The organism is Bradyrhizobium sp. STM 3557 (assembly GCF_045571465.1).
Classification (GTDB): Bacteria; Pseudomonadota; Alphaproteobacteria; order Rhizobiales; family Xanthobacteraceae; genus Bradyrhizobium.
In genome coordinates this window covers 874,876-897,839 of record NZ_CP120697.1, presented here as the reverse complement: position 1 = coordinate 897,839, position 22,964 = coordinate 874,876, and the positions used below count along the sequence as shown (strand labels likewise).

Sequence of the window (22,964 nt, the reverse complement as noted above, 5' to 3'; positions counted from 1 at the left end):
AGCGCTGCCCTTTTTCATGCGCTTCAAGCCCACTCGCCGCCGCGGAACACCGGCACGCTGCTGCCGTCGGCGCGGATGCCGTCGATATCGGTCTCGGCCGCGCCGATCATCCAGTCGATATGGATCAGGCTCTGGTTGCCGCCTTGCGCTGCGATTTGCTGCTGGCTGAGCTTGGTGCCGTCGATGAAGCATTTCGAGTAGCACTGGCCAAGCGCGATATGCGAGGCGGCGTTCTCGTCGAACAGCGTGTTGTAGAACAGAAGCCCGCTCCTCGAGATCGGTGAGGAATGCGGCACCAGCGCGACCTCGCCGAGCCGCCGCGCGCCCTCGTCGGTGTCGAGCACCTTGTTCAGCACCTCTTCGCCGCGCGAGGCCTTGGCCTCGACGATGCGGCCTTCCTCGAACTTCACCTGGATATTGTCGATCAGCGTGCCCTGGTACGACAGCGGCTTCGTGCTCTTCACGGTGCCGGAGACGCGCCGGCAATGCGGCGTCGTGAACACTTCCTCGGTCGGGATGTTGGCATTGCAGGTGATGCCGTTCTTTGCGGTCGATGCGCCGCCTTCCCATTCATGACCATCGGCAAGCCCGATGGTCAGATCCATGCCGGGGCCGGAATATTTCAGCGCGCTGAAGCGCTGGCCGTTGAGCCAGTCGGTGCGCTCGCGCAGCACGGCGTTGTGGCGGTCCCAGGCCGACAGCGCATCCTCCTGGTCGACGCGCGAGGCCCCGAAGATCGCTTCCGCAAGCTTGGCCACCGCGACGTCCTCGGCCACATCGGGGAAGACCAGCTTGGCCCAGGACGGGCTTGGATAGGCGATGATGTTCCAGTTGGTGTCGAAATTGGTGATCTTCTCCAGCGCCGGCTGATAGGCCTTGGAATTAGCCTTGCTGGCGCGCGCCACCTTGGTGGGATCCTGGCCCGACAGCAGCATCGGGTTGTCGCCGACGATCGCGAGCCGCGCGGTGTTCTCGGTGAACGCCTTTGCCATGCCCTGGTAGAGCCAGTCGCTGGCGCGGTCGAAGCTCGCATCCTGGCCGAAGCGGTAACGTGCAAGCGTCAGCTCTTCATCGGAGAAGAAGGACGTGACGATGCCGGCGCCGGCCTTGTAGGCATGCTCGGCAACCCTGCGCACCAGCGGCAGCGCAACGACCGGTGCAGTGAGCAGCAGATCCTGCCCCGGCTTGAGCTGCAGGCCGACCTTCACCGCGACCTCGGCAAGACGGTCGAGCTTGACTGGGTCGATAGCGGCGGAAACGTTGCGCAGGTGTTCGGTCATGGCTTTTCCGTTCGATCAGGGTCGGCGTGGGACTGGAGATAGGTACCGCGCAGCGGCGATCAATGCTACCGGCGATCGCAATCGGGCTGGCGAAATCTCTCGACCGTCATGCCGGGGCGTCCCAACGGGTCCGCGCGTTCCGCGCGCCCCGGAATGACGGCGAATTTTCTGCGCCATCGTTCCGCACATGACGGTCTCTTCTCGCGGCGCCGATGCGCCCGAGTCGTTGCAAGGAGACCCTCTCCAGAAGCAGAGGGCGCAGGGAAGACCGGGCATCCGCTAAGATCCGTGGATCCGTGGTGCCGCGCATCACTTTCCCTGCACCGACACGACGTCGCGCCGCGTGGTACGATCTTCACAGCAGCCCGGCAAGGCCGCCGTTTGCCACGGGCATACGTCAATGTGGGAGGATGACGACTTCCGCACAGGCAGAATTTTTTCGGTGGCGATGTCGGCCGAAGCCGCCTTGATCCGTCCTTGTAGCAAGACGGAGGGAATTGCCCCTTCGTTCGAAGCGCCCTCGAACAAGGAAGTGAACCATCATGAGGCTGAAGGTTGAGACCACTGTTGCCGCCCCCATCGAACAGGTCTGGCACGCTTACACCACGCCCGCTGACATCCTGAAATGGAATGCCGCGTCCGACGACTGGCATACGACCAAAGCAACGGTCGACCTGCGCGAGGGCGGCACCTTCTCCTCGCGCATGGAGGCCAAGGACGGCAGCACGGGGTTCGACTTCGCCGGTACGTATACGAAGATCGTCGAGCACAAGCAGATTCAATACGCTTTCGGCGATCGCAAGGCAGAAGTCGAGTTTACGCCCGGCGCGAAAGGCGTCCAGGTCAGCGTCACGTTTGACAGCGAGCCGACGCATTCCGTCGAGCAGCAGCAAAGCGGGTGGCAGGCCATCCTGGACAACTTTGCGCGTTATGTCGAAGCGAAATCGACCGGACGCGGGCTGCCCAAGAACATGATCTGTGTATGGTACGACAAAGATGCGGAAGCTGCGGCCCGCTTCTATGCCGAGACCTTCCCGGACAGCTCGGTCGGCGCCATCCACTATGCGCCGACCGACTATCCCTCGGGCAAGGCGGGTGATGTTCTGACAGTGGAATTCACGGTGGCCGGCATCCCGTGCCTCGGTCTCAACGGCGGCCCCACTTTCAAGCACAGCGAAGCTTTCTCCTTTCAGATCGCCACGGATGATCAGGAGGAGACCGATCGCTACTGGAACGCCATCGTCGGGAATGGTGGAGAGGAGAGTGTGTGCGGATGGTGCAAGGACAAATGGGGCGTGTCCTGGCAAATCACGCCGCGCGTCCTGACTGACGCGATGGCAGCCGGAGGGGATGAAGCGAGACGGGCGTTCAAAGCCATGATGAGCATGAAGAAGATCGACGTCGCTGCGATCGAAGCGGCGCGCCGCGGCTGAGCCGGGCCGCACGTCTTCCGGGACGTCCGCAAATCGCGACTGAAGACCCTTCGGCCAACTCCAAGACGTCCGCATGTCGGACCCGACGGACGTCATGGACGTGCAGGCCGAAGGGAGCTGTCGACGAACGGCTGCTGCCGCTGGTCTGCGGAAAGACTGCGGTTGCTGCGCGCTCAAAGGGAGCGGCGGATATCCGACGCATGATTGCGGAAATGCCGCCTATGAGCGCTGGGCCGCAAGCCAGTCTCGGTAGAACTGCTCCTGTACCGCCACTGAGGCAGGAATCACATCAGGTCCTTCCGCAAAATCTCGACGAGATCGTCGATTCTTGCGTGGCGGCCCCGCCGCGAGCTTATACGCCCTGGCCCATATCCCTCGCCATTCCTGAAGGATATACATTCAGGCTGGCTCCATAACAGAATGGAATGCGCCCATCCTTGGCTAGTGCATCGCGAATATTGCAGAGCCCTTGAAAGAGGTCTGTTGCACTGGCTTCTAGGGCTTTATCTCGGTATTCGCACCGCAGCCGACAGTGGTCGCGCTCGTAAAACAGCGTGAACATGGCTGTCTCGCCACCATGCTGACGAGTGCGATGAACTCGCGTCGCATCACGATGCTCTCCCGCTGCCAGCCGGCCAGAAGAGCTTAACACATATCAGCGCGGCACGCGTCTTGTGCTGTCGCATTTGACGCCGGCCGTCCAATTCTCCGCTGGACTATCCGGGTTGAAATCACGGGCATGCTGTGGATGTTTCCGGGGATAATAATCGCTCTTGCGTTTACCAGTGAGGACGCTCCGTAGCTGCGGCTGATGGATGTCTCCTCTTGGCCGATTCCGTTGAAAAAGTCGGCAGTAGTTTCGTCGCGAAAGACCGCTGTTCCACGAACGAATTTGGCTTGGTGGGGTTCACGCGGGCGTCGGTGCAGGCATCGGGATCAGCTTGGCCATCTTACGAAGGTTCTGAGCGGTGGCCGCGAGGGTGAACTCGTCGCGTGCGCCGTTCGGTCCTCTTAGGCGCAGCCGATCCAGCTTGAGAATGCGCTTGAGATGCGCGAACAGCATCTCGATCTTCTTGCGGAGCCGGCGTGAAGTGCGGCCTTCCCATGAGCTTGCGATCTCGCGCGCCATGTCGCGAGCGCCCTCGTAGATCGAGCGTGGAACTTTCCGGGCCGGGGTGTTGGGGCAACACCTGCTTTTCAGAGAGCATGCTTGACAATCGTGCTTGCTCGCGCGGTAGAGGATCGTCCTATGGTCGTTCACCGGCCTCCCTGTGGTGGTGAGGGTTTTGCCATCGGGGCAGCGATAGACGTCCGCAGCATAGTCGTAGGTGAAGGCCTCGCGCGAGAAAGTCCCGTCGGTGCGGGCCGACTTGTCGAAGACGGTCACGTGCGGCTCGATCCCCTGCTGGTAGACCAACCACCCGAGCATCTCAGCGGAGCCATAGGCACTGTCGCCGAGAAGCCGGCTTGGATAAAGATCGAACCTTTCGAGTGAACGCTCAATCATGCGCTTGGCGGCCAACACTTCTGCTTGGCGGATCGCCGTGGTCGCCTCGACATCGACGATGATCGCATTCTCGACGTCGACCAGATAGTTCGTCGAGTAGGCGAAGAAGGCTTGGCCGCCGTGCGCTCCCGTCCAGCGTGCCGCTGGGTCGGAGGGCGACACAAACTTGGGCGTGACCTCCGTCGCGGCGCCGAACGCGGCATCATCAAGAACAGCAAGATATTCATCGATCGCTCGGCTGGCAGCCTCCGGTGGAAGCCCCTTGTCGCCTTCGATGCCCTTCTGCCGATTGGCATCCGCCTTGATCAGGCTCGCGTCGACCGCGAATCCTTCGCCGCCGACCAGGCGCTCCCGGATGCACCGGCGCAAGACGGCCTCGAACACGCGGCGGAAGAGATCGCTCTCACGGAAGCGGCCGTGCCTGTTCTTCGAGAACGTCGAGTGATCAGGGACAGTCCCGTCCAGACCCAGACGGCAAAACCAGCGGTATGCCAGATTGAGGTGGACTTCGTCACAGAGCCGCCGCTCCGATCGGATGCCGAAGCAATAGCCGATCAGGAGCATCCTGATCATCAGCTCCGGATCGATCGAGGGCCGCCCGATGTTGCTGTAGAACGGTGCCAACTCCCGTCGCAGGTCCTCCAGGTCGACGAACCTATCGATCGACCGCAGGAGGTGGTCGGCTGGGATGTGCCTTTCTAGCGAGAACTCATAGAACAACGCAGCCTGTTCGACTTGCCGATGCCCCATCATGATCTTCAGTCCTGCCCAATTAGACAGACTGAATCATCGATATCTCTGCGTCGCAACTGCCGACTTTTTCAACGGAATCGGCCCTTTGAAGGCCGTTCGGCCGACACTCAAGGTGTCCGCTCATCGAACCTGGCCGGGCACCATCGCTCCGGAGACCGAAGCGAGCTTCGGCCCATGGCGGGCATCGACAGTCAGGCAACTTGCAGGACTGCTATCGACGCGATCGCTCGGCGGGATCAGGTCTAATTCAGATCGAATCTGCTGGCTCGATCGCGTCCCGAGGGAGCGCCGCAGGCAGCCAGGGAGCTCCGCATTCTAACTTCCATGTCAGAAATTGGCGCATTTGTAAGTTGAAGCAGAGCCCGCCGTCACCTCATCTGATGCTCCTTCGCGGCGAGATCGTCGCCGCATGGCATGGAGGACCCTTCGATGACCAACAGGCTTCTCACCGGCCTCGTCGCGGCGACGCTCGCCGCGTCGCTGGCGGTCGCTTCGCCAGTCCTCGCCCGCGGCGGCGGGGGTGGCTTTGGCGGCGGCGGACATGGTGGCTTCGGCGGCGGCGGCATGGGCGGCGCCCATTTCGGTGGCGGCGGAATGCACATGGGTGGAATGGGCGGCATGGGCGGCGCTCGCTTTGGCGGAGCATCGTTCGGCGGCGCCCGCTTCGCCGGCGGCCCGATGGCGGCACACGCCGCCTTCGCACCGCGCTTTGCAGGCAGCCCGATGGCCACCCGTGCAGCGTTCGGACCGCGCTTTGCCGGCCCCGGCTTCCACGGCCGGCCCTTTATCGGCCGCCACGCCTTCTTCTTCCGGCATCATCGGCACTTTGCCTTCTTCGGCGCGCCGTTCCTCTTCGCCAGCTATGGCTATTATGACGGCTGCTGGCAGCGCAGCTGGACGCCGTGGGGCTGGCAATGGACAAATGTGTGCGGGGATTATTGGTACTAAAATAAACGTGACCGCACCTTTGTCGCGATCGCCACCGGGCCGTTCCGCCCCACCCAGACGTTCCGCCCTGCCCGGGAACGGGATAGTCTGGTGGCGACCGTCGCGCGGAGTTGAGCCATGACCGGAGGTCACCACCGCATTCTCGTCGTCGAGGACGACCCGGAAACCGCAGGGCAGCTCGCCGAAGAGCTCACGAGCTCGGGCTACGAGGTCGACCTCGCCGCGACCGGCCGTGAGGCGCTCAGGCGCGGCAGTGAACATCCCTATGCCGTCATCACTATCGACCGCATGCTGCCCGACATCGACGGCATCACTGTCATGCGGGAGCTGCGCGACGACGGCATCGCCGCGCCCTTCCTGATCATCTCCGCGCTCGGCGAGGTCGACGACCGCGTGCGCGGCCTGCGCGCGGGCGGCGACGACTACCTCGTCAAGCCGTTCTCCTTCGTCGAGCTGCTCGCGCGGCTGGAGGCGCTCGGCCGTCGCAGCGAGACCATTGCCAAGGAGACGATCCTGCGGGTTGGCGATCTCGCCATCGACCTGATCTCGCGCAGCGCCAGCCGTCGCGGCAAGAAGATCCCGCTGTTGCCACGCGAATTCCAGCTGCTCGAATATCTGGTCCGCAACGAGGGCCGCGTCGTTTCCCGCGCCATGCTGCTGCAGCACGTCTGGGACCTGCATTTCGATCCCTCCACCAACATCATCGACGTCTATGTCGGCCGCATCAGGCGCAAGGTCGACGACAGCCAAGCCTATCCGCTGATCCACACCATCCGCGGCATCGGATATTGCCTCCGTGCTCCTGGCTAAGACGCTCAGCTCATCGACGTTCCGCCAGGCGCTGATCGCGATCGCAATTTTCGGCCTGATCGTCGGAGCGCTGTTCGCCTATGTCTACTTCGGAACGCTGGCCTATGTCCGCAGCCATGGCGGCGACGCTGGAGATCACGACGGTTTCACGCAGACGATCGCGCTCGCGATGATCGCGGTCGCGCTGCTGCTGCTCGTGCTCGCTGGCCTCGCCGCGGTGCTGGTGACGCGGCGAACCGTCGGGCGGATCGAACAGATCAATGCCACCAGCCGCGCCATCATGCTCTCCGGTCTCGACCAGCGCATCCCGCTGCGCGGCAGCCATGACGAATGGGATCGCGTCGCGGAGAACCTCAATCAGATGCTGGACCGCATCGAGACGCTGATGAGCGAGGTCAAGCAGGTCGGCGACAACGTCGCGCACGACTTACGCACGCCGCTCACGCGCATGCGTGGACGGCTTGAGAAAGCCTATCACGCCCCGCGCAACAGCGAGGCCGATGCCGCGCTGATCGGCGACACCATCGCCGAGCTCGACGCGGTGCTCGGCATGTTCGCCTCCATCATGCGGATCTCCGAGATCGAGACCAGGGCGCGCAAGGGCGCCTTCCGCGAGCTGAACCTCGTCGAGATCGCGACCGACGTCGTCGAGCTCTACGATGCCGCGGCCGAGCAGGTTGCGACCCGTCTAAACCTTGCGGGGGACCGCGAGGTGAAGGTCACCGGCGACCGCGACCTCCTGTTCGACGCCCTAGCCAATCTCGTCGACAATGCCCTCAAGCACGGCCGCACGCATGGCCAGGTCACCGTTACCTGCACGGCCAAGGATGGATCTGCCGCGATCGCAATCGCTGACGACGGCCCAGGCATCCCCGCGGACCAGCGCAACCAGGTGTTCAAGCGCTTCTACCGGCTCGAGCAGAGCCGCTACACGCCGGGCAATGGGCTCGGCCTCAGCCTCGCCGCCGCGGTGGCCCGCCTGCACGGCGCCGACATTGCGCTGCGCGACAATGCGCCCGGGCTCATCGTCGAGCTCAGGTTTCCTCCGCCGTCCGCGCTTTGAGCCAAACCGCTATGCAATGCGGACTCTTTCCTGGCCGCGGACCACTCCGGCGGCAATTGGCAAGTAGGATATACTACGTCGCCACCGCACCGCTATCAGCAGCCTCGTTGCGGAAGGCGGCTGCGAACAGCGCGCGGGTGTAGTCGGTTTTCGGCGCCTTGAACAGCGCCGCGGCCGGCCCCTCCTCCACCACCTTGCCATGGCGCATCACGATCAGGTGGCTGGCGAGCGCGGCGACGACGCGCAGGTCGTGCGAGATGAACATGTAGGTCAGATCGCGCCGGCGCTGCAGCTCGCGGAGCAGATCGACCATCTGCGACTGGAACAGCATGTCGAGCGCCGAGGTCGGCTCGTCCAGCACGATGAAGCTCGGCTCCAGCACCGCGGCGCGCGCGATCGAGATGCGCTGGCGCTGGCCGCCGGAAAATTCATGCGGATAACGGAAGCGCGTGTCCGGATCGAGTCCGACATCTTGCAGCGCCTTGACGACGCGGGCTTCGCGGTCCTCGCGCGACAGGCCAGGCTGATGGACGCTTAGCCCTTCGGCGACAATATCGCCGACCGACATGCGCGGGGAGAGCGAGCCGAACGGGTCCTGGAACACGATCTGCATGTCGCGTCTGTAAGGGCGGACCTCCTTGAACTTCAGGCCCTGGATGTTGTTGCCGAGAAACACGATCGGCCCATCCGAGGAGATCAGCCGCAACAAAGCAAGCCCGAGCGTGGTCTTGCCCGAGCCGGACTCGCCGACGACGCCGAGCGTCTCGCCTTTGCGCACGGCAACCGAAACGCCATCGACCGCCTTGATGTGGCCGACCACCGAGCGGAACAGGCCGCGCTTGACCGGAAACCAGACCTTGAGGTCGTCGGCCGACATCACCACCGGCGCTCCGGGCCGGGGCGGCGCCGGATCTGGCTTCGGCTCGGCCGCGAGCAGCGCCTTGGTATAGGGATGTTTCGGCGCGGTGAACACCTGCTCCACGACGCCCTGCTCGACGATCTTGCCGCCATTCATGACGCAGACGCGATCGGCGATGCGGCGGACGATGCCGAGATCATGAGTGATGAAGAGCAGGCTCATGCCGAGCCGCGCGCGGATGTCGGCGAGCAGCGCCAGGATCTGCGCCTGCACGGTGACGTCGAGCGCGGTGGTCGGCTCGTCGGCGATCAGAAGGTCAGGCTCATTGGCGAGCGCCATCGCGATCATCACGCGCTGGCGCTGGCCGCCGGACAATTGATGCGGATAGCTGCCGAGCCGCGTCTCCGGCTCGGGAATGCCGACCTGGGTGAGCAGCTCCAGCGTGCGCGCCCGCGCCGCGCTGTTCGACATTGGCCGGTGCAGATGCAGGATCTCGGTGATCTGCTGCTCGATCGTGTGCAGCGGATTGAGCGAGGTCATCGGCTCCTGGAAGATGATCGAGATATCGCTGCCGCGGACCTCGCGGATCTCGCGCTCGGACAGCGCCAGCAGATCGCGGCCGTTGAAGCGGATGCTGCCGGAGGGATGCGAGGCCTGCGGATAGGGCAATAGCTTCAGGATCGACAGCGCGCTGACCGATTTGCCCGAGCCGGATTCGCCGACCAGCGCGACGCATTCGCCGCGCTTGATCTCGAAGGAGATATGATCGACGGCAAGCGAGGTGCGGCCCTGCTGATGGAAGGCGACCGAGAAATCGCTGACCGCGAGCAGCGGCTGGTTGGCGGCATCCATGCGGCTCACCTGAACGTCTTGCGCGGATCGAAGGCGTCGCGCACGGCCTCACCGATGAAGATCAGCAGCGACAACATGATCGCGACCGAGAAGAACCCGGTGAAGCCGAGCCACGGCGCCTGCACGTTTGCTTTCGCCTGCGACAACAGCTCGCCCAGCGACGGCGAGCCGGGCGGCAGGCCGAAGCCTAAGAAGTCGAGCGCGGTCAGCGTCATCACCGAGCTCGACACGATGAAGGGCAGGAAGGTCATGGTCGCGACCATCGCGTTCGGCAACAGATGCCGCACCATGATGACCGGGTTGGAGACGCCGAGCGCGCGCGCCGCCTGGATGTACTCGAAATTGCGGCCGCGCAGGAATTCCGCGCGTACCAGGCCGACCAGCGACACCCAGGAGAACAGCAGGAGAATGCCGAGCAGGGTGAAGAAGCCGGGCACCAGCACCGCCGAGATGATCAAGAGCAGATAGAGATAGGGAATCGCGTTCCAGATCTCGATCAGGCGCTGGAAGGTGAGATCGACCCAGCCGCCGAAATAGCCCTGGATGCCGCCCGCCGCGATGCCGATGATGGAGGAGAAGAAGGTCAGCGTCAGGCCGAACAGCACCGAGATGCGGAAGCCGTAGATCAGGCGTGCGACGACATCGCGGCCCTGATCGTCGGTGCCGAGCCAGTTGTATTCGAGATCCCGGCAGCTCTTGAGGCCCTTCTTCTCGACCACCGGGCGACACTGCTCCTCGGTCAACCGCCAGGTTGGCGGCGACGGCGCCGGCGTCGGCAGATCGAGATTGTGGGTGTCGTAGGAATAGCGGATCAGCGGCCAGACGATGGTGCCGCCCTTCTCCGCGATCAGCTTCTGCAAGTATGGATCGCGATAATCGGCCGCGGTCTCGAAGTCGCCGCCGAACGCCGTCTCCGGATAAGTGACGAAGGCGGGCCAGTACAGATGGCCGTCGAACTTGATCAGGAACGGCCGGTCGTTCGCGATCAGCTCCGCAAACAACGACACGACAAAGAGAAACAGGAAGATCCACAGCGACCAGTAGCCGCGGCGGTTGGCCTTGAAGTTCTGCCAGCGCCGGCGGTTCAGCGGCGAGGGCTGAAAGGGCTGCCGCGTCGGCGGCACGGCCTCGCCGACCGCCGTCCGAGTGGTGGTTTCGACAGGAGGTGGTGCCGTGATCGTCATCAGACCTCCCTCGCCTCGAAGTCGATCCGCGGATCGACCCACATGTAGGTGAGATCGGACAGCAGGTTCACCACCAGGCTGATCAGCGAAAAGATGTAGAGCGTGCCGAACACGACCGGGTAATCGCGGTTGAGCACGCTCTCGAAAGAGAGCAGGCCCAGCCCGTCAAGCGAGAAGATGGTCTCGATCAACAGCGAGCCCGAGATGAAGGCGCTGATGAAGGCGCCGGGAAAGCCGGCGATCACGATCAGCATCGCGTTGCGGAACACGTGGTTGTACAGCACCTGCCGTTCGCTGCAGCCCTTGGCGCGCGCGGTCATCACATATTGCTTGCGGATCTCGTCGAGGAACGAGTTCTTGGTGAGCAGCGTCATGGTCGCGAACGCGCCGAGCGCCATCGACACCATCGGCAGGGTCAGGTGCCAGAAATAGTCGATGATCTTCCAGTACCAGGGGAAGTTCGACCAGCCGTCCGAGGTGAGACCGCGCAGCGGGAAGATGTTGAGGAACGAGCCGCCGGCGAACAGCACGATCAGGAGGATCGCGAACAGGAAGCCCGGGATCGCAAAGCCGATGATGATGACCGCCGAGGTCCAGGTGTCGAAGGGGGTTCCGTCCGTGACGGCCTTGCGGATGCCGAGCGGGATCGAGACCAGGTAGCTGATCAGCGTCATCCAGAGGCCGAGCGAGATCGACACCGGCAGCTTCTCCTTGATCAACTGCAGCACGCTGATGTCGCGGAAATAGCTCTTGCCGAAATCGAAGCGCGCATAATTCCAGACCATCAGCGCGAAGCGCTCCGGCGCCGGCTTGTCGAAGCCGAACTGCTTCTCCAGGCTCTTGATGAAGGCGGGATCGAGCCCCTGCGCACCGCGATATTTGGAATTCACGGCCTCCGCGCCGACGCCCGGCTGGGTCGGCCCGCGCGCGCCGAAATCGCCGCCGCCGCCGGACACCCGCGAGGTGCCGCCGGTGTCGGCGCCTGAGAGCTGCGCGATCACGCGCTCGACCGGTCCACCCGGCGCGAACTGCACGACCACGAACGAGACGAAGAGGATGCCGAGCAGCGTCGGCACCATCAGCAGGATACGACGGGCGATATAGGCGCTCATGGCTACTTCGCCTGCTCGATCTTGGCCGCCTTGGCAGCATCGAACCACCAGATATCAGGCGCGCCGGTGCCTTGCGCATATTTCGGCGGCTTGGCCGGATGGCTGAACTCGTCCCAATAGGCGACCGGATGGGTCGAGCGATACCATTGCGGAACCCAGTATCGCCCGGCGCGGAAGACGCGGTCGAGGGCACGGCAGGCGATGGTCAGATCAGTGCGGCTTTCGGCCGCGACCGCCTTCTCGATCAGCGCGTCGATCGCAGGATTGGCGATGCCGGCGAGATTGTACGAGCCCTTGGTCGCAGCGGCCTGGGACGAGAAATAGGGCCGCAGGGAGTCGCCCGGGGTCGCCGACATGCTCATCCGCTCGATGGTGATGTCGAAGTCGAAACCCTCGACCCGCGCGCGAAACTGCACGGCGTCGACGATCCGCAATGTCGCATCGATGCCGAGCTGGTTGAGGTTCTTCAGGAACGGGCCGTGGTGCGGCTGGAACGAGACCTCGTCGATCAGGAACTCGACGCTGAACAGCTCGCCATTGGGCAGGTAGCGCTTGCCGTCCTTGACCTTGAGACCGGCGTCATTGAGCAATTGCTGTGCCTTGCGCAGCAGGCGGCGATCCTGGCCCGAGCCGTCGGAGACCGGCGGCACGAAAGGCGTGCCGAACACCTCGTCGGGCACCTGGCCGCGGAACGGCTCCAACAGCTTCAGCTCCTCCGGCGAGGGCGGCCCCTCCGCCACCATGTCGGAATTCTGGAACGGCGAGACGGTGCGCGCATAGGCGCCGTACATGATCGACTTGTTCGTCCATTCGAAATCGAAGGCGTAGTTGAACGCCTCGCGCACGTGCGGATCCTTGAACTTGTCGCGCCGCGTATTGATGAACCAGCCCTGTCCGCCTGATGGCGTCTCGTCGGGCAAGGTCTCTCGCTTGACACGGCCGTCCTTCACGGCGGCGAAATCGTAGCGCGTCGCCCAGATCCGCGAAGTGAACTCCTCGCGATAGAGATAGCTCTTGCCCGTGAAGCCTTCATAGGCGACGTCGCGATCGCGATAGAACTCATAGCGGACGACGTCGAAATTGTAGCTGCCGCGGCAGACCGGCAAATCTGCCGCCCACCAGCCCTTGACCCGCTCGAACTCGACGAAGCGGTTGACCTCGTATTTGCCGACCTTGTACGGGCCGCTTCCGAGCGGCACCTCGAGCGTGGATTCCTCGAACGGACGCGTGGCGTAATAGGCCTTGGAGAAGATCGGCAGGCCGGCGACATAGAGCGGCACGTCGCGGGCGCGGTCCTTGGCGAAGGTGACGACCACGGTCGCATCATCGGCCGCCTCAGCCTTCTCCATGAAGCGAAGCTGCGTCACGATCAGAGGATGGCCCTTCTCCTTGAGCGTGGTCAGCGACCAGGCGACATCCTGCGCCGTGATCCTTACACCATCGTGGAAGCGCGCCTCGGGCCGCAAGGTGAAGCGGTAGGTCAGCTTGTCCGGCGAGATCGCAACCGATTTGGCTGCATAGCCGTACATCGCATCCGGCTCGTCGCCGGCTCGCGCCATCAGGGTCACGAAGGTCATGTCCATGCCCTGCGCGCCCTCCCCTTTCATGATGTAGGCGTTGAAGGAATTGAAGGTGAAGAAGGACTGGTTGTTGGCGCGCACCGAGGGGATCAGCGAAAAAAAGCCGCCCTTCGGCGCGTCCGGATTGACGTAGTCGAAGTGATGGAATTCGGCCGGATATTTCAAATCGCCGAACGCCGACATGCCATGCGCTTCGGCAAAGCCCTCACCTTCGCTGGCCGAAGCGACCGGGAAACGTGCGGCGGTCAAGGCGCCGAGACCGAGGCCGAGCACGCCCCGGCGTGACAGCAGATGCGTGCGCAACAGCCGGCTCAAGAGCGGCCACCCGTCTTGGCGGCCTTCTCGGCGTCCCACCACCACAGGGTCGGCAGGCCGGAGATCGCGTATTTCGCCAGCGGCTCGGGATGGCTGAAGCGGTCCCAGCGGGCGTAGTTGATGGTTCCCGAAATGTAGTGCGGCACCACGTAGAAATTCCACAGCAGAACGCGATCGAGCGCCTTGCAGCTCGCCACCAGTTCGTCACGCGTTTTCGAGAAGATGATGCGGTCGATCAATGCGTCGACCGCGGGATCCTGGATGCCGCAGATGTTCTCCGCACCGGGATTGTTGGCGGCCTGCGAGCCCCAGAACTCGCGCTGCTCGTTGCCGGGCGACAGCGACTCCGGCCACACATGCGTGGTGAGATCGAAATCGAACGAGCGCAGCCGATTCTCATACTGCGCGCTATCGACGGTGCGGATCGACACCGCGACTCCCAGGCGCTCCAGCGAGGGCTTGTAGAACAGGATCAACCGTTCCATGCTCTCGCTTTCGGTCAGGAATTCGACGCTGACCGGCTTGCCGGAGGGATCGACCAGCTTGTGGTCCTTGATCTCGAATCCAGCCTCCTTCAGCAGGCGCGTCGCCTCACGCAGATTGTTGCGAACGTTCTCCGGGTTGCCGCCCACCGGGTTGACATAGGCCGTGGTGAAGACCTCCGCCGGCACCTTGTCCTTGATTGTCTGCAGGATCTCGAGCTCCTGCCCCTGCGGCACGCCGGCGCCGACGAACTCATCCAGCCCGGCGAAATAGCTGTTGATGCGCTTGTAGGCGCCGTAGAACAATTGCTTGTTCATCTCCTCGAAATCGAAGGCGTAGTTGAAGGCGCGGCGCAGCCGCACATCCTTGAACAGGTCGCGGCGCAGGTTGAAGGCAAAGCCCTGCATGCGGCCGATATTCCTGATCGGAAACTGCTCCTTGATCACCCGTTTTTCTTTCACAGCCGGGAAATCATAGGCCGTGGCCCACTGCTTGGCCGAATTTTCCATGATCCAGTCGATCTGGTCGGCCTTGAAGGCTTCGAGCGCAACCAGATTGTCGCGGAAGTACTCGTAGCGCAGCTCGTCGAAATTGTTGATGCCGATCTGGGTCGGATGATTGAGGCCCCAATAATCCTTGACGCGTTCAAGCGTCACGGAGCGCCCGGCAACGAACTCCTTGATCCGATAGGGTCCGGAGCCGAGTGGCTTCTCCAGCATGGTCGCGGAGATATCGCGCTTCTTGCCGCTAGGGTCGGTGCCTTCCCACCAGTGCTTGGGCAAGACGACGAGCTGACCGACGATCGAGGGCAGCTCGTGATTGCCTGGCGCATCGAAGCTGAAGGTGACCTCGTTGTCGCCGGTCTTCTCGGCCTTGGTGACATGCCGATAGTAGAACGACGCCCGCGGACTCTGCTTCTTCTGGACGTCGAAGGAGTAGACGACATCCTCTGCCGTGACCGGCTTGCCATCATGCCAGCGCGCATCCGTGCGCAGGCGGTATTTCACCCAGGCGAAATCCTCCGGATACGCGACCGCCTCGGCCAACAGACCGTAGCTGGTTTCCGGCTCGTCCATCGAGCTTGTCGTCAGGGACTGGTAGATCAGCCCGACGGCAGCGGCGATGTTGCCCTTCGTACCCGCGACGGCGTAGTTGAAGTTGTCGAAGGTGCCGACGGAGATCTGGCGAACCGTGCCGCCCTTCGGCGCGTCCGGGTTGACGTAATCGAAGCGCTTGAACCCCTCAGGATATTTGATGTCGCCGAACAGCGACAGCGCATGGCGCCAGCTCGGTTCGGTGGCGCCTTCCGCCTGCGCGGGGTTGGTGATGGAGAGGGTGACCGTGGCGCCGAGCGCCGGGGTCATGGCAGCAAAAGCGGTGCTTTGCAGCAGCTGTCGTCGGGTAATCGCCAAATCAAGACTTCCTCTGAACAAGATCGCCTGAGGCGCAAGGGCACCCCAGGGCGAACCGCCTTTACGCCCCCGCTTATGGCGTGGAGATGACTCCCGCAGCAAGCCGTGGTTCGCGCCATCAGCAAAAAACCGGGCCGGGAATGCGGGTTCCGCTCATAGGGGAGGCAATATAAGGCAAGGTTTCGGCGAATAACGTTGCTTTTTCCTCATGATACCGGGTTGTGAACGCGCCTGAACGTGAAATCGGCTGCACCCATGCGGCGAAAGGTCCCAAAACCGGCGGAACAAGGCACGCCAAAATGCAAAAACGGCCAGGAGTGACCCTGGCCGTGCATATGGCTCTGATGTCCGGACCGGGATGCAACCGCCCCGGCAGAAAGACTTACTTGGCTGCGGTGGGCAGCGGCGCCGGATTGTCCGACAGCGAGTTCAGGAACGCCAGCACGTCGGCGCGCTCCGAATCCTTCTGGATGCCGGCAAAGCCCATTGCGGTGCCCGGGATGAAGGCCTTCGGATTGGCGATGAACTGGTTGAGGTCGTCGATAGTCCAGGTGCCGCCCTTGGCCTTCATCGCTGCCGAGAAGTTGAAGCCGCCCCGGCCCTCACCCTTGTGATCGCCCACGATGCCCCAGAGATTGGGGCCGACCCGGTTCGGGCCGCCCTTCTCGAAGGTGTGGCAGGCCGCGCACTTCTTGGCCGCGACCTCACCCTTCTGCACCGAAGCGCTGGCGAGCAGCTTCTCGATCGGCTCGGCGGCGGCCGGCGCGGCGCCACCCTTCTCGCCACCTTCGGGCTCGGCCTTCACGGCGATCTCGAAGCCCGGCTTCTCCGGCATCTTGGGGGCAAACAGCGCATTCGCAGAGAAGCTCGTGACCAAGAGGACGAGACAGGTGGCGAGGACGGCGCCGAGAATCTTATTGAGTTCGAAGGAGTCCATCTTGGGTCAGGCTCCGAGGCGGGATGTCATTGTTCTGGACCACGGGCCACACCCGCGCATCGCAAATTATGGATCGCCTCAGGAATCGGTCGCTCGTGCCTCCCCCCTTCGGCGGGAGATCAGATATCGGTTTGCCCGTGCTCTGGCAACCCGTATAAGCGAGCCGGCTTTTGCCCTGTCCCCCGCTGATATCGACATCATCAGAGACTGCATCTTCCAGGATGACCGATCCCCGCACCCTCGTGCTGATTCCCGCCCGCATGGCCGCGACGCGTCTGCCCGGCAAGCCGCTGCAAGACATCGCCGGCCTGCCGATGATCGTGCATGTCCTGCGCCGGGCCGAGGAGGCCGCGATCGGCCGGGTCGCGGTCGCGACCGACACCAAGGAGATCGCGGATGCGGTCGCAGCCCATGGTGGCATGGCTGTCATGACGAGCCCCAGCCATCCCTCCGGCTCGGACCGGATTCATGAGGCGATGTGCAAGCTCGATCCCGCGGGCGCGGCCGAGATCGTGATCAATCTGCAGGGCGATTTCCCGACGATCTCGCCGCAGAACATCCGCGACGTGCTGCCGCCGCTGGCGGATCCAGCCGTGGATATCGCGACGCTGGCGGCGCAGATCCACACCGCGGAAGAGGATGCCGCACCGAGCGTTGTCAAGGCGGTGGGCTCGCCGATCGGCCAGCGGCGGTTGCGCGCGCTGTATTTCACCCGCGCCGCCGCCCCCTACGGCGACGGACCGCGATACCATCATATCGGCCTTTATGCCTATCGGCGCGCCGCGCTGGAGCGCTTCGTCAGCCTGCCACCCTCGTTCCTGGAACAACAAGAGAAGCTGGAGCAGCTCCGCGCGCTCGAAGCCGGCATGCGCATCGATATCGGCATCGTCGACACCGTGCCGCGCGGGGTCGACACCTCGGCCGACCTCGAAACCGCCCGACGCGTCCTTTCCAAGGCTTGAGCGGCTGCTACAAGGCGTCTCATGAGCAAGAACCTGAAAATCGCATTCCAGGGCGAGCCGGGAGCCAATTCCCACATCGCCATTTCCGAAGCCTATCCCGACGCCGAGGCCATGCCCTGCGCCACCTTCGAGGACGCGCTGTCCGCGATTTCCTCGGGCGAGGCCGATCTCGGCATGATCCCGATCGAGAACTCGGTGGCAGGGCGCGTTGCCGATATCCACCACCTGCTGCCGGCCTCGGGGCTGCACATCGTCGGCGAGTGGTTCCTGCCGATCCGTCACCAGCTGATGGGCGTCAAAGGCGCCAAGCTCGGCGACATCAAGGCCGTCGAGAGCCACGTCCACGCGCTCGGCCAATGCCGCAACATCATCCGCAAGCTCGGCATCAAGCCGATCGTCGCCGCCGACACCGCAGGCAGCGCCCGCTTCATCGCCGAGCGCGGTGACAAGAGCACCGCGGCGATCGCCTCCCGGCTGGCCGCGAAGATCTATGGCCTCGATATCCTCGCTGAGGATGTCGAGGACGAGGCTCACAACACCACGCGCTTCGTGGTGCTGGCGCGCGAGCCGAAATGGGCAGTGCAAGGCTCGGGCCCGCTGGTCACCACTTTTGTATTCCGGGTGCGCAACCTCCCCGCCGCGCTCTACAAGGCGCTCGGCGGCTTCGCCACCAACGGCGTCAACATGACCAAGCTGGAAAGCTACATGGTCGACGGCAATTTCTTCGCCACCCAGTTCTATGCCGATGTCGACGGCCATCCGCACGACAAGGGGCTGGCCTTCGCGCTCGAGGAGCTGAAATTCTTCTCGCGCGAATTCCGCATCGTCGGCGTCTACCCGGGACACCCGTTCCGGGCCACCTTCAGCGAGAAGCAGGAATAACTCTCTCCTGTCGCCCCGGCGAACGCCGGGGCCCATCACCACCGGCCATGGTGAAGCTGAGGATATCGGCCATCTTGCAAGGCAATTTCGATTCCGCAGTATGGGTCCCGGCGCCTCGCGCGCAATTGCGCGCTAGGCCGGGACGACAGCAGCGTTTGTTGCGAACTGAAGTGTTGCCTGGGCCTGCCGGGACGGCGTTGCAAATTCAGACCGCCGCTTTTGCAAGGACGAACTCTTCCCGTCGCCCAACCTTATGCCCCGACATAGGCCGCCAGCTCGGCCGGCGTTCCCATCGGAAAGGCCTCTTTCAAGCAGTCGAGGAAGGCGGAGACACGCGCGCTCAAGAGCCGCCGCGAGGGATAGAGCGCCCATAGCGCGATCTCGGGTCCGTCAACGTCACCCCAATGGGCCAGCATGCCGGCAGCCAGATCGTGGCTGACGAGCGACAATGGCAGACGTCCAGCGCCGACGCCTGCTCGCACGGCGTCGCGGACCATCACGAGCGATGACAGGCGCAGCACCGGATCGATCGCGATGCGCGATCGTCCACTCAGCGCCGTCACATCCCACGCAGCAATCCGATCACCCGCACTGCGCACGACGGCCGGAACAGCTGAATCGTCCGTCGGCCGGACCAGATTCGGGCTCGCCACGACCACCAGCCGATCGCGCAGGAAGATCCGTCCAACCAGGCTGTCGTCGGGATCGGGATTGACCCGGATCACCAGGTCATAACCTTCCTCGACCATGTCGACAGGCCGGTCCTCGCTTGTGACCTCGAGCCGGACCTGCGGAAACCTGAGCGCGAATCCGGCCGCGAGCCTGCCCATTGCAGTCTGGGAGAACAGCAGGGGTGCGCTGATCCGCAACCGGCCGCGCGGCGTGTCGCCACCGGAGGCGATCGCGGCGACGGTTTCGTCGAGCTCGGTGAGCAGCGCGCCCGTCCGCTCGTGAAGCGACCGTCCTTCCTCGGTGAGCTTCAGCGCGCGCGCCCCGCGCTCGATCAGGCGCAGGTCGAGGCTGGCTTCCAGCTCCGCGACCCGGCGCGACAGGGTCGCCTTCGGGCGCCCGCTGGCGCGTGCGGCGCGTCCGAACCCGCCGTGCCGGGCGACCAGATTGAAATCAGTAAGGGCAAGCAGATCCATCGTTCCACCTGTGAGACGGTCTGTCCAGATATAGCGTCTATCGGCACGAATGTGGATCAATCATTTACGGGGCGTCTTCTGACCCAAACCCGGAGTGATCCCCATGACCATCCTCGTAACAGGCGCAACCGGAACCGCCGGCCGCCAGGTTGTCGAACAGCTCGTCCAGCGTGGTGCCGACGTGCGCGCCCTCGTCCGCGATCCCGCAAAGGCCAACTTCCCCGCGGGCGTCGCCGTCGTGCAGGGCGACCTGCTCGACGTCGACTCGCTGCGCACTGCGTTCGCTGGCGTCTCCACCCTGTTCCTGCTCAACGCCGTCGTGGCTGACGAATTCACGCAAGGCCTGATCGCGCTCAACCTGGCCCGCGAGGCAGGCATCGAGCGGATCGTCTATCTCTCGGTGATCCATAGCGATGCTTACGTGAACGTGCCGCACTTCGCCGGCAAGTTCGGCGTCGAGCGGATGATCGAGCAGATAGGCTTTGGTGCCACCATCCTGCGCCCGGCCTACTTCATGAGCAACGATCTCACGATCAAGGACGTCGTGACCGGATATGGCGTCTACCCGATGCCGATTGGCAGCAAGGGTCTCGCCATGATCGACCCGCGCGACATTGGCGAGATCGCAGCCATCGAACTGATCCGTCGCGAGCAGTCGCCCACGCCGCTCCCGCTCGACCGGATCAATCTGGTCGGTCCCGATACGCTGCGTGGTGCAGATATCGCCGCCATCTGGTCGGAGGTGCTCGATCGCCCGATCGCTTACGGCGGCGACGATACCGCGGTGTTCGAGAAGAACCTCAGGCAGTTCATGCCGAGCTGGATGGCATTCGACATGCGGCTGATGAGCGAGCGATTCCTCACGGACGGAATGGTCCCGGAGGCCGGCGACGTTGCGCGCCTGACCGCGATGCTCGGCCGACGCTTGCGATCCTACCGCGACTTCGCTGCCGAGATCACAGCTTCGAGCAAATAGGTCGGCGACATCGCCGGCGAAAGAATCTCAGGCAAGGGACGGCCTGCGAAAGGTCGTCCCGCTCCTCAAGGAGGCATTCATGACCGATTCCGAAACGGATAACGTCCGAACCGCGCAACCGAAGATCCTGGTGCTTGGCGCGACCGGCGGCACCGGCCGCCTGATCGTCAGCGAGGCGCTGGCGCGAGGCTACGATGTCACCGCACTGGTGCGCTCGCCCGAGAAGGGCAGCGACCTGAAAGGCGCGAAACTCATCGTCGGAGACGCCCGCGACGAGCAGACCTTGCGCGAAGCCGTCAAGGGCCGGGACGCCGTGGTGAGCAGCCTGGGCTCGTCGGCGAGCCCGTTCCGGGAGGTGACGCTGCTCTCGACTGCCACGCGCGCACTCGTCAGCGCCATGAAGGCGGAGCAAGTGTCTCGCCTGGTTTGCATCACCGGCATCGGCGCCGGTGACAGCGCCGGGCACGGCGGCTTTGTGTTCGACAAGCTGATTTTCCCGCTGCTTCTTCGCAACGTGTACGCCGACAAGAACCGGCAGGAAGCTATCATCGGGGACAGCGGCCTCGACTGGGTTGTCGTTCGCCCCTCCGTCCTGAACGACAAGCCCGGTGGCCATACGACCCGCGCGCTGACGGATCTTGCCGACTTTCATGGCGGAACGATCTCCCGCGCAGACGTCGCGCGCTTTGTCCTCGACCAGGTGCGCGACAACAGCTGGCTGCATCGTTCGCCGTTGATCACATGGTAGTTGATCACATGGTAAGAATAGGGCGAGCGCGAGGCCGGCACCTCAAATTCGATGTCGTCCCCGCGAACGCCGAGGTCCATAACCGCAGGTGTAAGTGTAGCAGCACAATATCTACCACCTCGCTCCCAAGAGAGATCTCGCGGTATGGATCCCGGCTCGCGCTTCGCTTGGCCGGGACGACAGCGAAGTGCAAGGGCGGCACCGCGAATTCGATGTCGTCCCCGCGAACGCGGGGACCCATAACCACCGTATCCTGTTGCCGGAAACTGCCGGAGCTCCAGCGCGGTTCAACGAGCGCTGTGTTTATGGGTCCCGGGTCTGCGCTTTCGCCTTCGTCCCTTTGGGCTTCGGCGGACAAGTCGCTTGCCCGGGACGACAGCAGAAATTCAGGCGGCGGCGCTGCTCTGCAGCCCGAACGCTTCCGCGAGCAGCGTATACGACCGCTTCCGCGCCTCGTGGTCGTAGATCGCTGTAATCACCATCAGCTCATCGGCCTGGCTCTCCTCGATCATCGGCTTCAGCTTCGCCAGCACAGTCGAAGGCGAGCCGACGAACAGCCGCGAGCGGTTGCGCGCGATCGAGGCGCGGTCGGCCTCCGTGTAGGGATAGGTGGCCGCCTCCTCCGGGCTCGGCAGCGGCGCGTACTGGCCGCGGTCGCGCCGCAGGCGGTTGAGATCCATCGAGGACGCCAGCCGCTCGGCCTCGGCATCGGTCTCGGCCGTCACCACGGCGACCGCGAGGATCGCATGCGGAGTGCCACGCCAGCGCGACGGGGTGAAATGCGCACGATAATTCGTCATCGCGTGGATGGCGTCGTGGCTGGCGAAATGATGCGCGAACGCAAAACCCATCCCGACCTGCGCTGCGAGCTCGCTCGAATAATCGCTGGAGCCGAGCAGCCAGATGGGCGGCAGCGGCGCGTCATCCGGCATCGCGATCACGTTGTGATAGGGATGGCCGGGGGGAAACTCGCGGGTCTCCCACAAGGTCAGTTCGTGCAGGCGCTCCAGGAAATCGTCGCCCTCACGGCGGTCGAGCCGACTTCGAAGGGCATAAGCCGTTGTGCCATCGGTGCCGGGCGCGCGCCCCAGGCCAAGATCGATGCGGCCGGGAAACAGCGCCTCCAGCATCTTGAAGCGCTCGGCCACCACCAGCGGCGCATGGTTGGGCAGCATCACGCCGCCGGAGCCGACGCGGATATGTTTGGTCACGGCCGCGATCTGGCCGATCATGACGTCGGGCGCCGGGCTCGCGACGGACGAGAGACTGTGATGCTCGGCGGTCCAATAACGGACAAAGCCGAGCCTATCGACATGAACAGCCAGATCGATGCTGTTGCGCAGCGCCGCTGAGGCTTTTGTGGCGGTGGTGGTGACGGAGAGGTCAAGGACTGAGAGCGGTATCATCCACTCAAGCTAGTGTGGAGAGAACGGCAGACAAAGGGCGCCTCCGGCAGGTCAGGGCTGCCCATCCCCGCCTAGCACCGTGTATTTCAGTGGGCGGTGTAACACGATTGCAACAATCGCGCCAAGACTGCCCACCACAATATGCCTGGAAATCAGCTGAAAAATCAGCAAACGACTCGCCTGCCGTAAGGAATGGTCGCCTGCGGCTTCGTGCCATCGACCATCGATCTTTGCGTTTTAAGACAATAATGGGCAATTTCCCACCACCGGTGGGCTGTTGGTTCTCGCCGGCTTCGCCTATCTTACGGCACCACGCC

The 22,964-nt window shown here is 63.8% G+C and carries 18 protein-coding genes and 1 pseudogene; 9 read left to right on the top strand and 10 right to left on the bottom strand.

Going from position 1 to position 22,964, the window contains the following annotated elements; all coding sequences use genetic code 11:
• Positions 1–23 precede the first annotated feature (23 nt).
• A complete protein-coding gene (locus P6U24_RS04110) occupies positions 24–1,280 on the bottom strand; it encodes an aminopeptidase (protein WP_407157920.1) in 1,257 nt (418 codons plus the stop codon).
• A 542-nt stretch (positions 1,281–1,822) separates the two neighbouring features.
• Between P6U24_RS04110 and P6U24_RS04105 the strand changes: the two are divergent.
• Both P6U24_RS04105 and P6U24_RS04100 read left to right on the top strand, forming a co-directional pair.
• Positions 1,823–2,158 (top strand): annotated as a pseudogene (locus tag P6U24_RS04105) (SRPBCC domain-containing protein); the annotation flags it as partial.
• 81 nt (positions 2,159–2,239) lie between these two features.
• A complete protein-coding gene (locus P6U24_RS04100; RefSeq protein WP_407160769.1) occupies positions 2,240–2,713 on the top strand; it encodes a VOC family protein in 474 nt (157 codons plus the stop codon).
• 907 nt (positions 2,714–3,620) lie between these two features.
• Here P6U24_RS04100 and P6U24_RS04095 read toward each other — a convergent pair.
• A complete protein-coding gene (locus P6U24_RS04095) occupies positions 3,621–4,973 on the bottom strand; it encodes a transposase (protein ID WP_407154848.1) in 1,353 nt (450 codons plus the stop codon).
• 429 nt (positions 4,974–5,402) lie between these two features.
• On the opposite strand from P6U24_RS04095, the gene P6U24_RS04090 reads away from it, so the two are divergent.
• The 3 genes from P6U24_RS04090 (at position 5,403) to P6U24_RS04080 (ending at position 7,794) form a co-directional block, all read left to right on the top strand.
• A complete protein-coding gene (locus P6U24_RS04090; protein WP_407157919.1) occupies positions 5,403–5,921 on the top strand; it encodes a hypothetical protein in 519 nt (172 codons plus the stop codon).
• 117 nt (positions 5,922–6,038) lie between these two features.
• A complete protein-coding gene (locus P6U24_RS04085; protein ID WP_407157918.1) occupies positions 6,039–6,731 on the top strand; it encodes a response regulator transcription factor in 693 nt (230 codons plus the stop codon).
• Positions 6,718–7,794 (top strand): sensor histidine kinase, encoded by a 1,077-nt coding sequence (locus P6U24_RS04080; RefSeq protein WP_407157917.1) that lies wholly within the window; start codon positions 6,718–6,720, stop codon positions 7,792–7,794. Before P6U24_RS04085 ends, P6U24_RS04080 begins: the two co-directional genes overlap by 14 nt.
• Before the next feature lie 73 nt (positions 7,795–7,867).
• Here the strand turns inward: P6U24_RS04080 and P6U24_RS04075 are convergent, their stop codons facing one another.
• The 6 genes from P6U24_RS04075 to P6U24_RS04050 all read right to left on the bottom strand — a co-directional run bounded on the left by P6U24_RS04075 (position 7,868) and on the right by P6U24_RS04050 (position 16,528).
• A complete protein-coding gene (locus P6U24_RS04075; protein ID WP_407157916.1) occupies positions 7,868–9,505 on the bottom strand; it encodes an ABC transporter ATP-binding protein in 1,638 nt (545 codons plus the stop codon).
• A 5-nt stretch (positions 9,506–9,510) separates the two neighbouring features.
• Positions 9,511–10,689, bottom strand: a complete 1,179-nt coding sequence (locus P6U24_RS04070; RefSeq protein ID WP_407157915.1) for an ABC transporter permease — start codon at positions 10,687–10,689, stop codon at positions 9,511–9,513.
• A complete protein-coding gene (locus P6U24_RS04065) occupies positions 10,689–11,801 on the bottom strand; it encodes a microcin C ABC transporter permease YejB (RefSeq protein WP_407157914.1) in 1,113 nt (370 codons plus the stop codon). The genes P6U24_RS04070 and P6U24_RS04065 overlap by 1 nt, the downstream gene beginning before the upstream one ends.
• A 2-nt stretch (positions 11,802–11,803) precedes the next feature.
• The gene (locus tag P6U24_RS04060) at positions 11,804–13,696 is read right to left on the bottom strand and encodes an extracellular solute-binding protein (RefSeq protein WP_407157913.1); all 1,893 of its coding nucleotides are present in this window, start codon (positions 13,694–13,696) and stop codon (positions 11,804–11,806) included.
• Complete coding sequence (locus tag P6U24_RS04055) at positions 13,693–15,543, bottom strand: extracellular solute-binding protein (protein WP_407157912.1); 1,851 nt, start codon at positions 15,541–15,543, stop codon at positions 13,693–13,695. Before P6U24_RS04055 ends, P6U24_RS04060 begins: the two co-directional genes overlap by 4 nt.
• A gap of 430 nt (positions 15,544–15,973) precedes the next feature.
• A complete protein-coding gene (locus P6U24_RS04050; protein WP_407157911.1) occupies positions 15,974–16,528 on the bottom strand; it encodes a c-type cytochrome in 555 nt (184 codons plus the stop codon).
• Between the two features lie 221 nt (positions 16,529–16,749).
• Between P6U24_RS04050 and P6U24_RS04045 the strand changes: the two genes are divergently transcribed.
• Entirely contained in the window at positions 16,750–17,490 is a 741-nt protein-coding gene (locus P6U24_RS04045) for a 3-deoxy-manno-octulosonate cytidylyltransferase (protein ID WP_407157910.1), read from the top strand.
• 21 nt (positions 17,491–17,511) lie between these two features.
• Complete coding sequence (locus tag P6U24_RS04040; protein ID WP_407157909.1) at positions 17,512–18,372, top strand: prephenate dehydratase; 861 nt, start codon at positions 17,512–17,514, stop codon at positions 18,370–18,372.
• Between the two features lie 251 nt (positions 18,373–18,623).
• Here P6U24_RS04040 and P6U24_RS04035 read toward each other — a convergent pair whose 3' ends face one another.
• Positions 18,624–19,517: a LysR family transcriptional regulator gene (locus P6U24_RS04035; protein WP_407157908.1), complete on the bottom strand. Its 894-nt coding sequence runs from the start codon at positions 19,515–19,517 to the stop codon at positions 18,624–18,626.
• 103 nt (positions 19,518–19,620) lie between these two features.
• Here P6U24_RS04035 and P6U24_RS04030 point away from each other — a divergent pair, with 103 nt between their 5' ends.
• On the top strand, positions 19,621–20,493 hold the full coding sequence (locus P6U24_RS04030) for an NmrA/HSCARG family protein (RefSeq protein WP_407157907.1): 873 nt from the start codon (positions 19,621–19,623) through the stop codon (positions 20,491–20,493).
• Positions 20,494–20,572: 79 nt separating this feature from the next.
• The gene (locus P6U24_RS04025; RefSeq protein WP_407157906.1) at positions 20,573–21,241 is read left to right on the top strand and encodes an NAD(P)-dependent oxidoreductase; all 669 of its coding nucleotides are present in this window, start codon (positions 20,573–20,575) and stop codon (positions 21,239–21,241) included.
• 386 nt (positions 21,242–21,627) lie between these two features.
• Here the strand turns inward: P6U24_RS04025 and P6U24_RS04020 are convergent, their stop codons facing one another.
• The gene (locus tag P6U24_RS04020) at positions 21,628–22,647 is read right to left on the bottom strand and encodes an LLM class flavin-dependent oxidoreductase (RefSeq protein WP_407157905.1); all 1,020 of its coding nucleotides are present in this window, start codon (positions 22,645–22,647) and stop codon (positions 21,628–21,630) included.
• Positions 22,648–22,964: the final 317 nt, after the last annotated feature.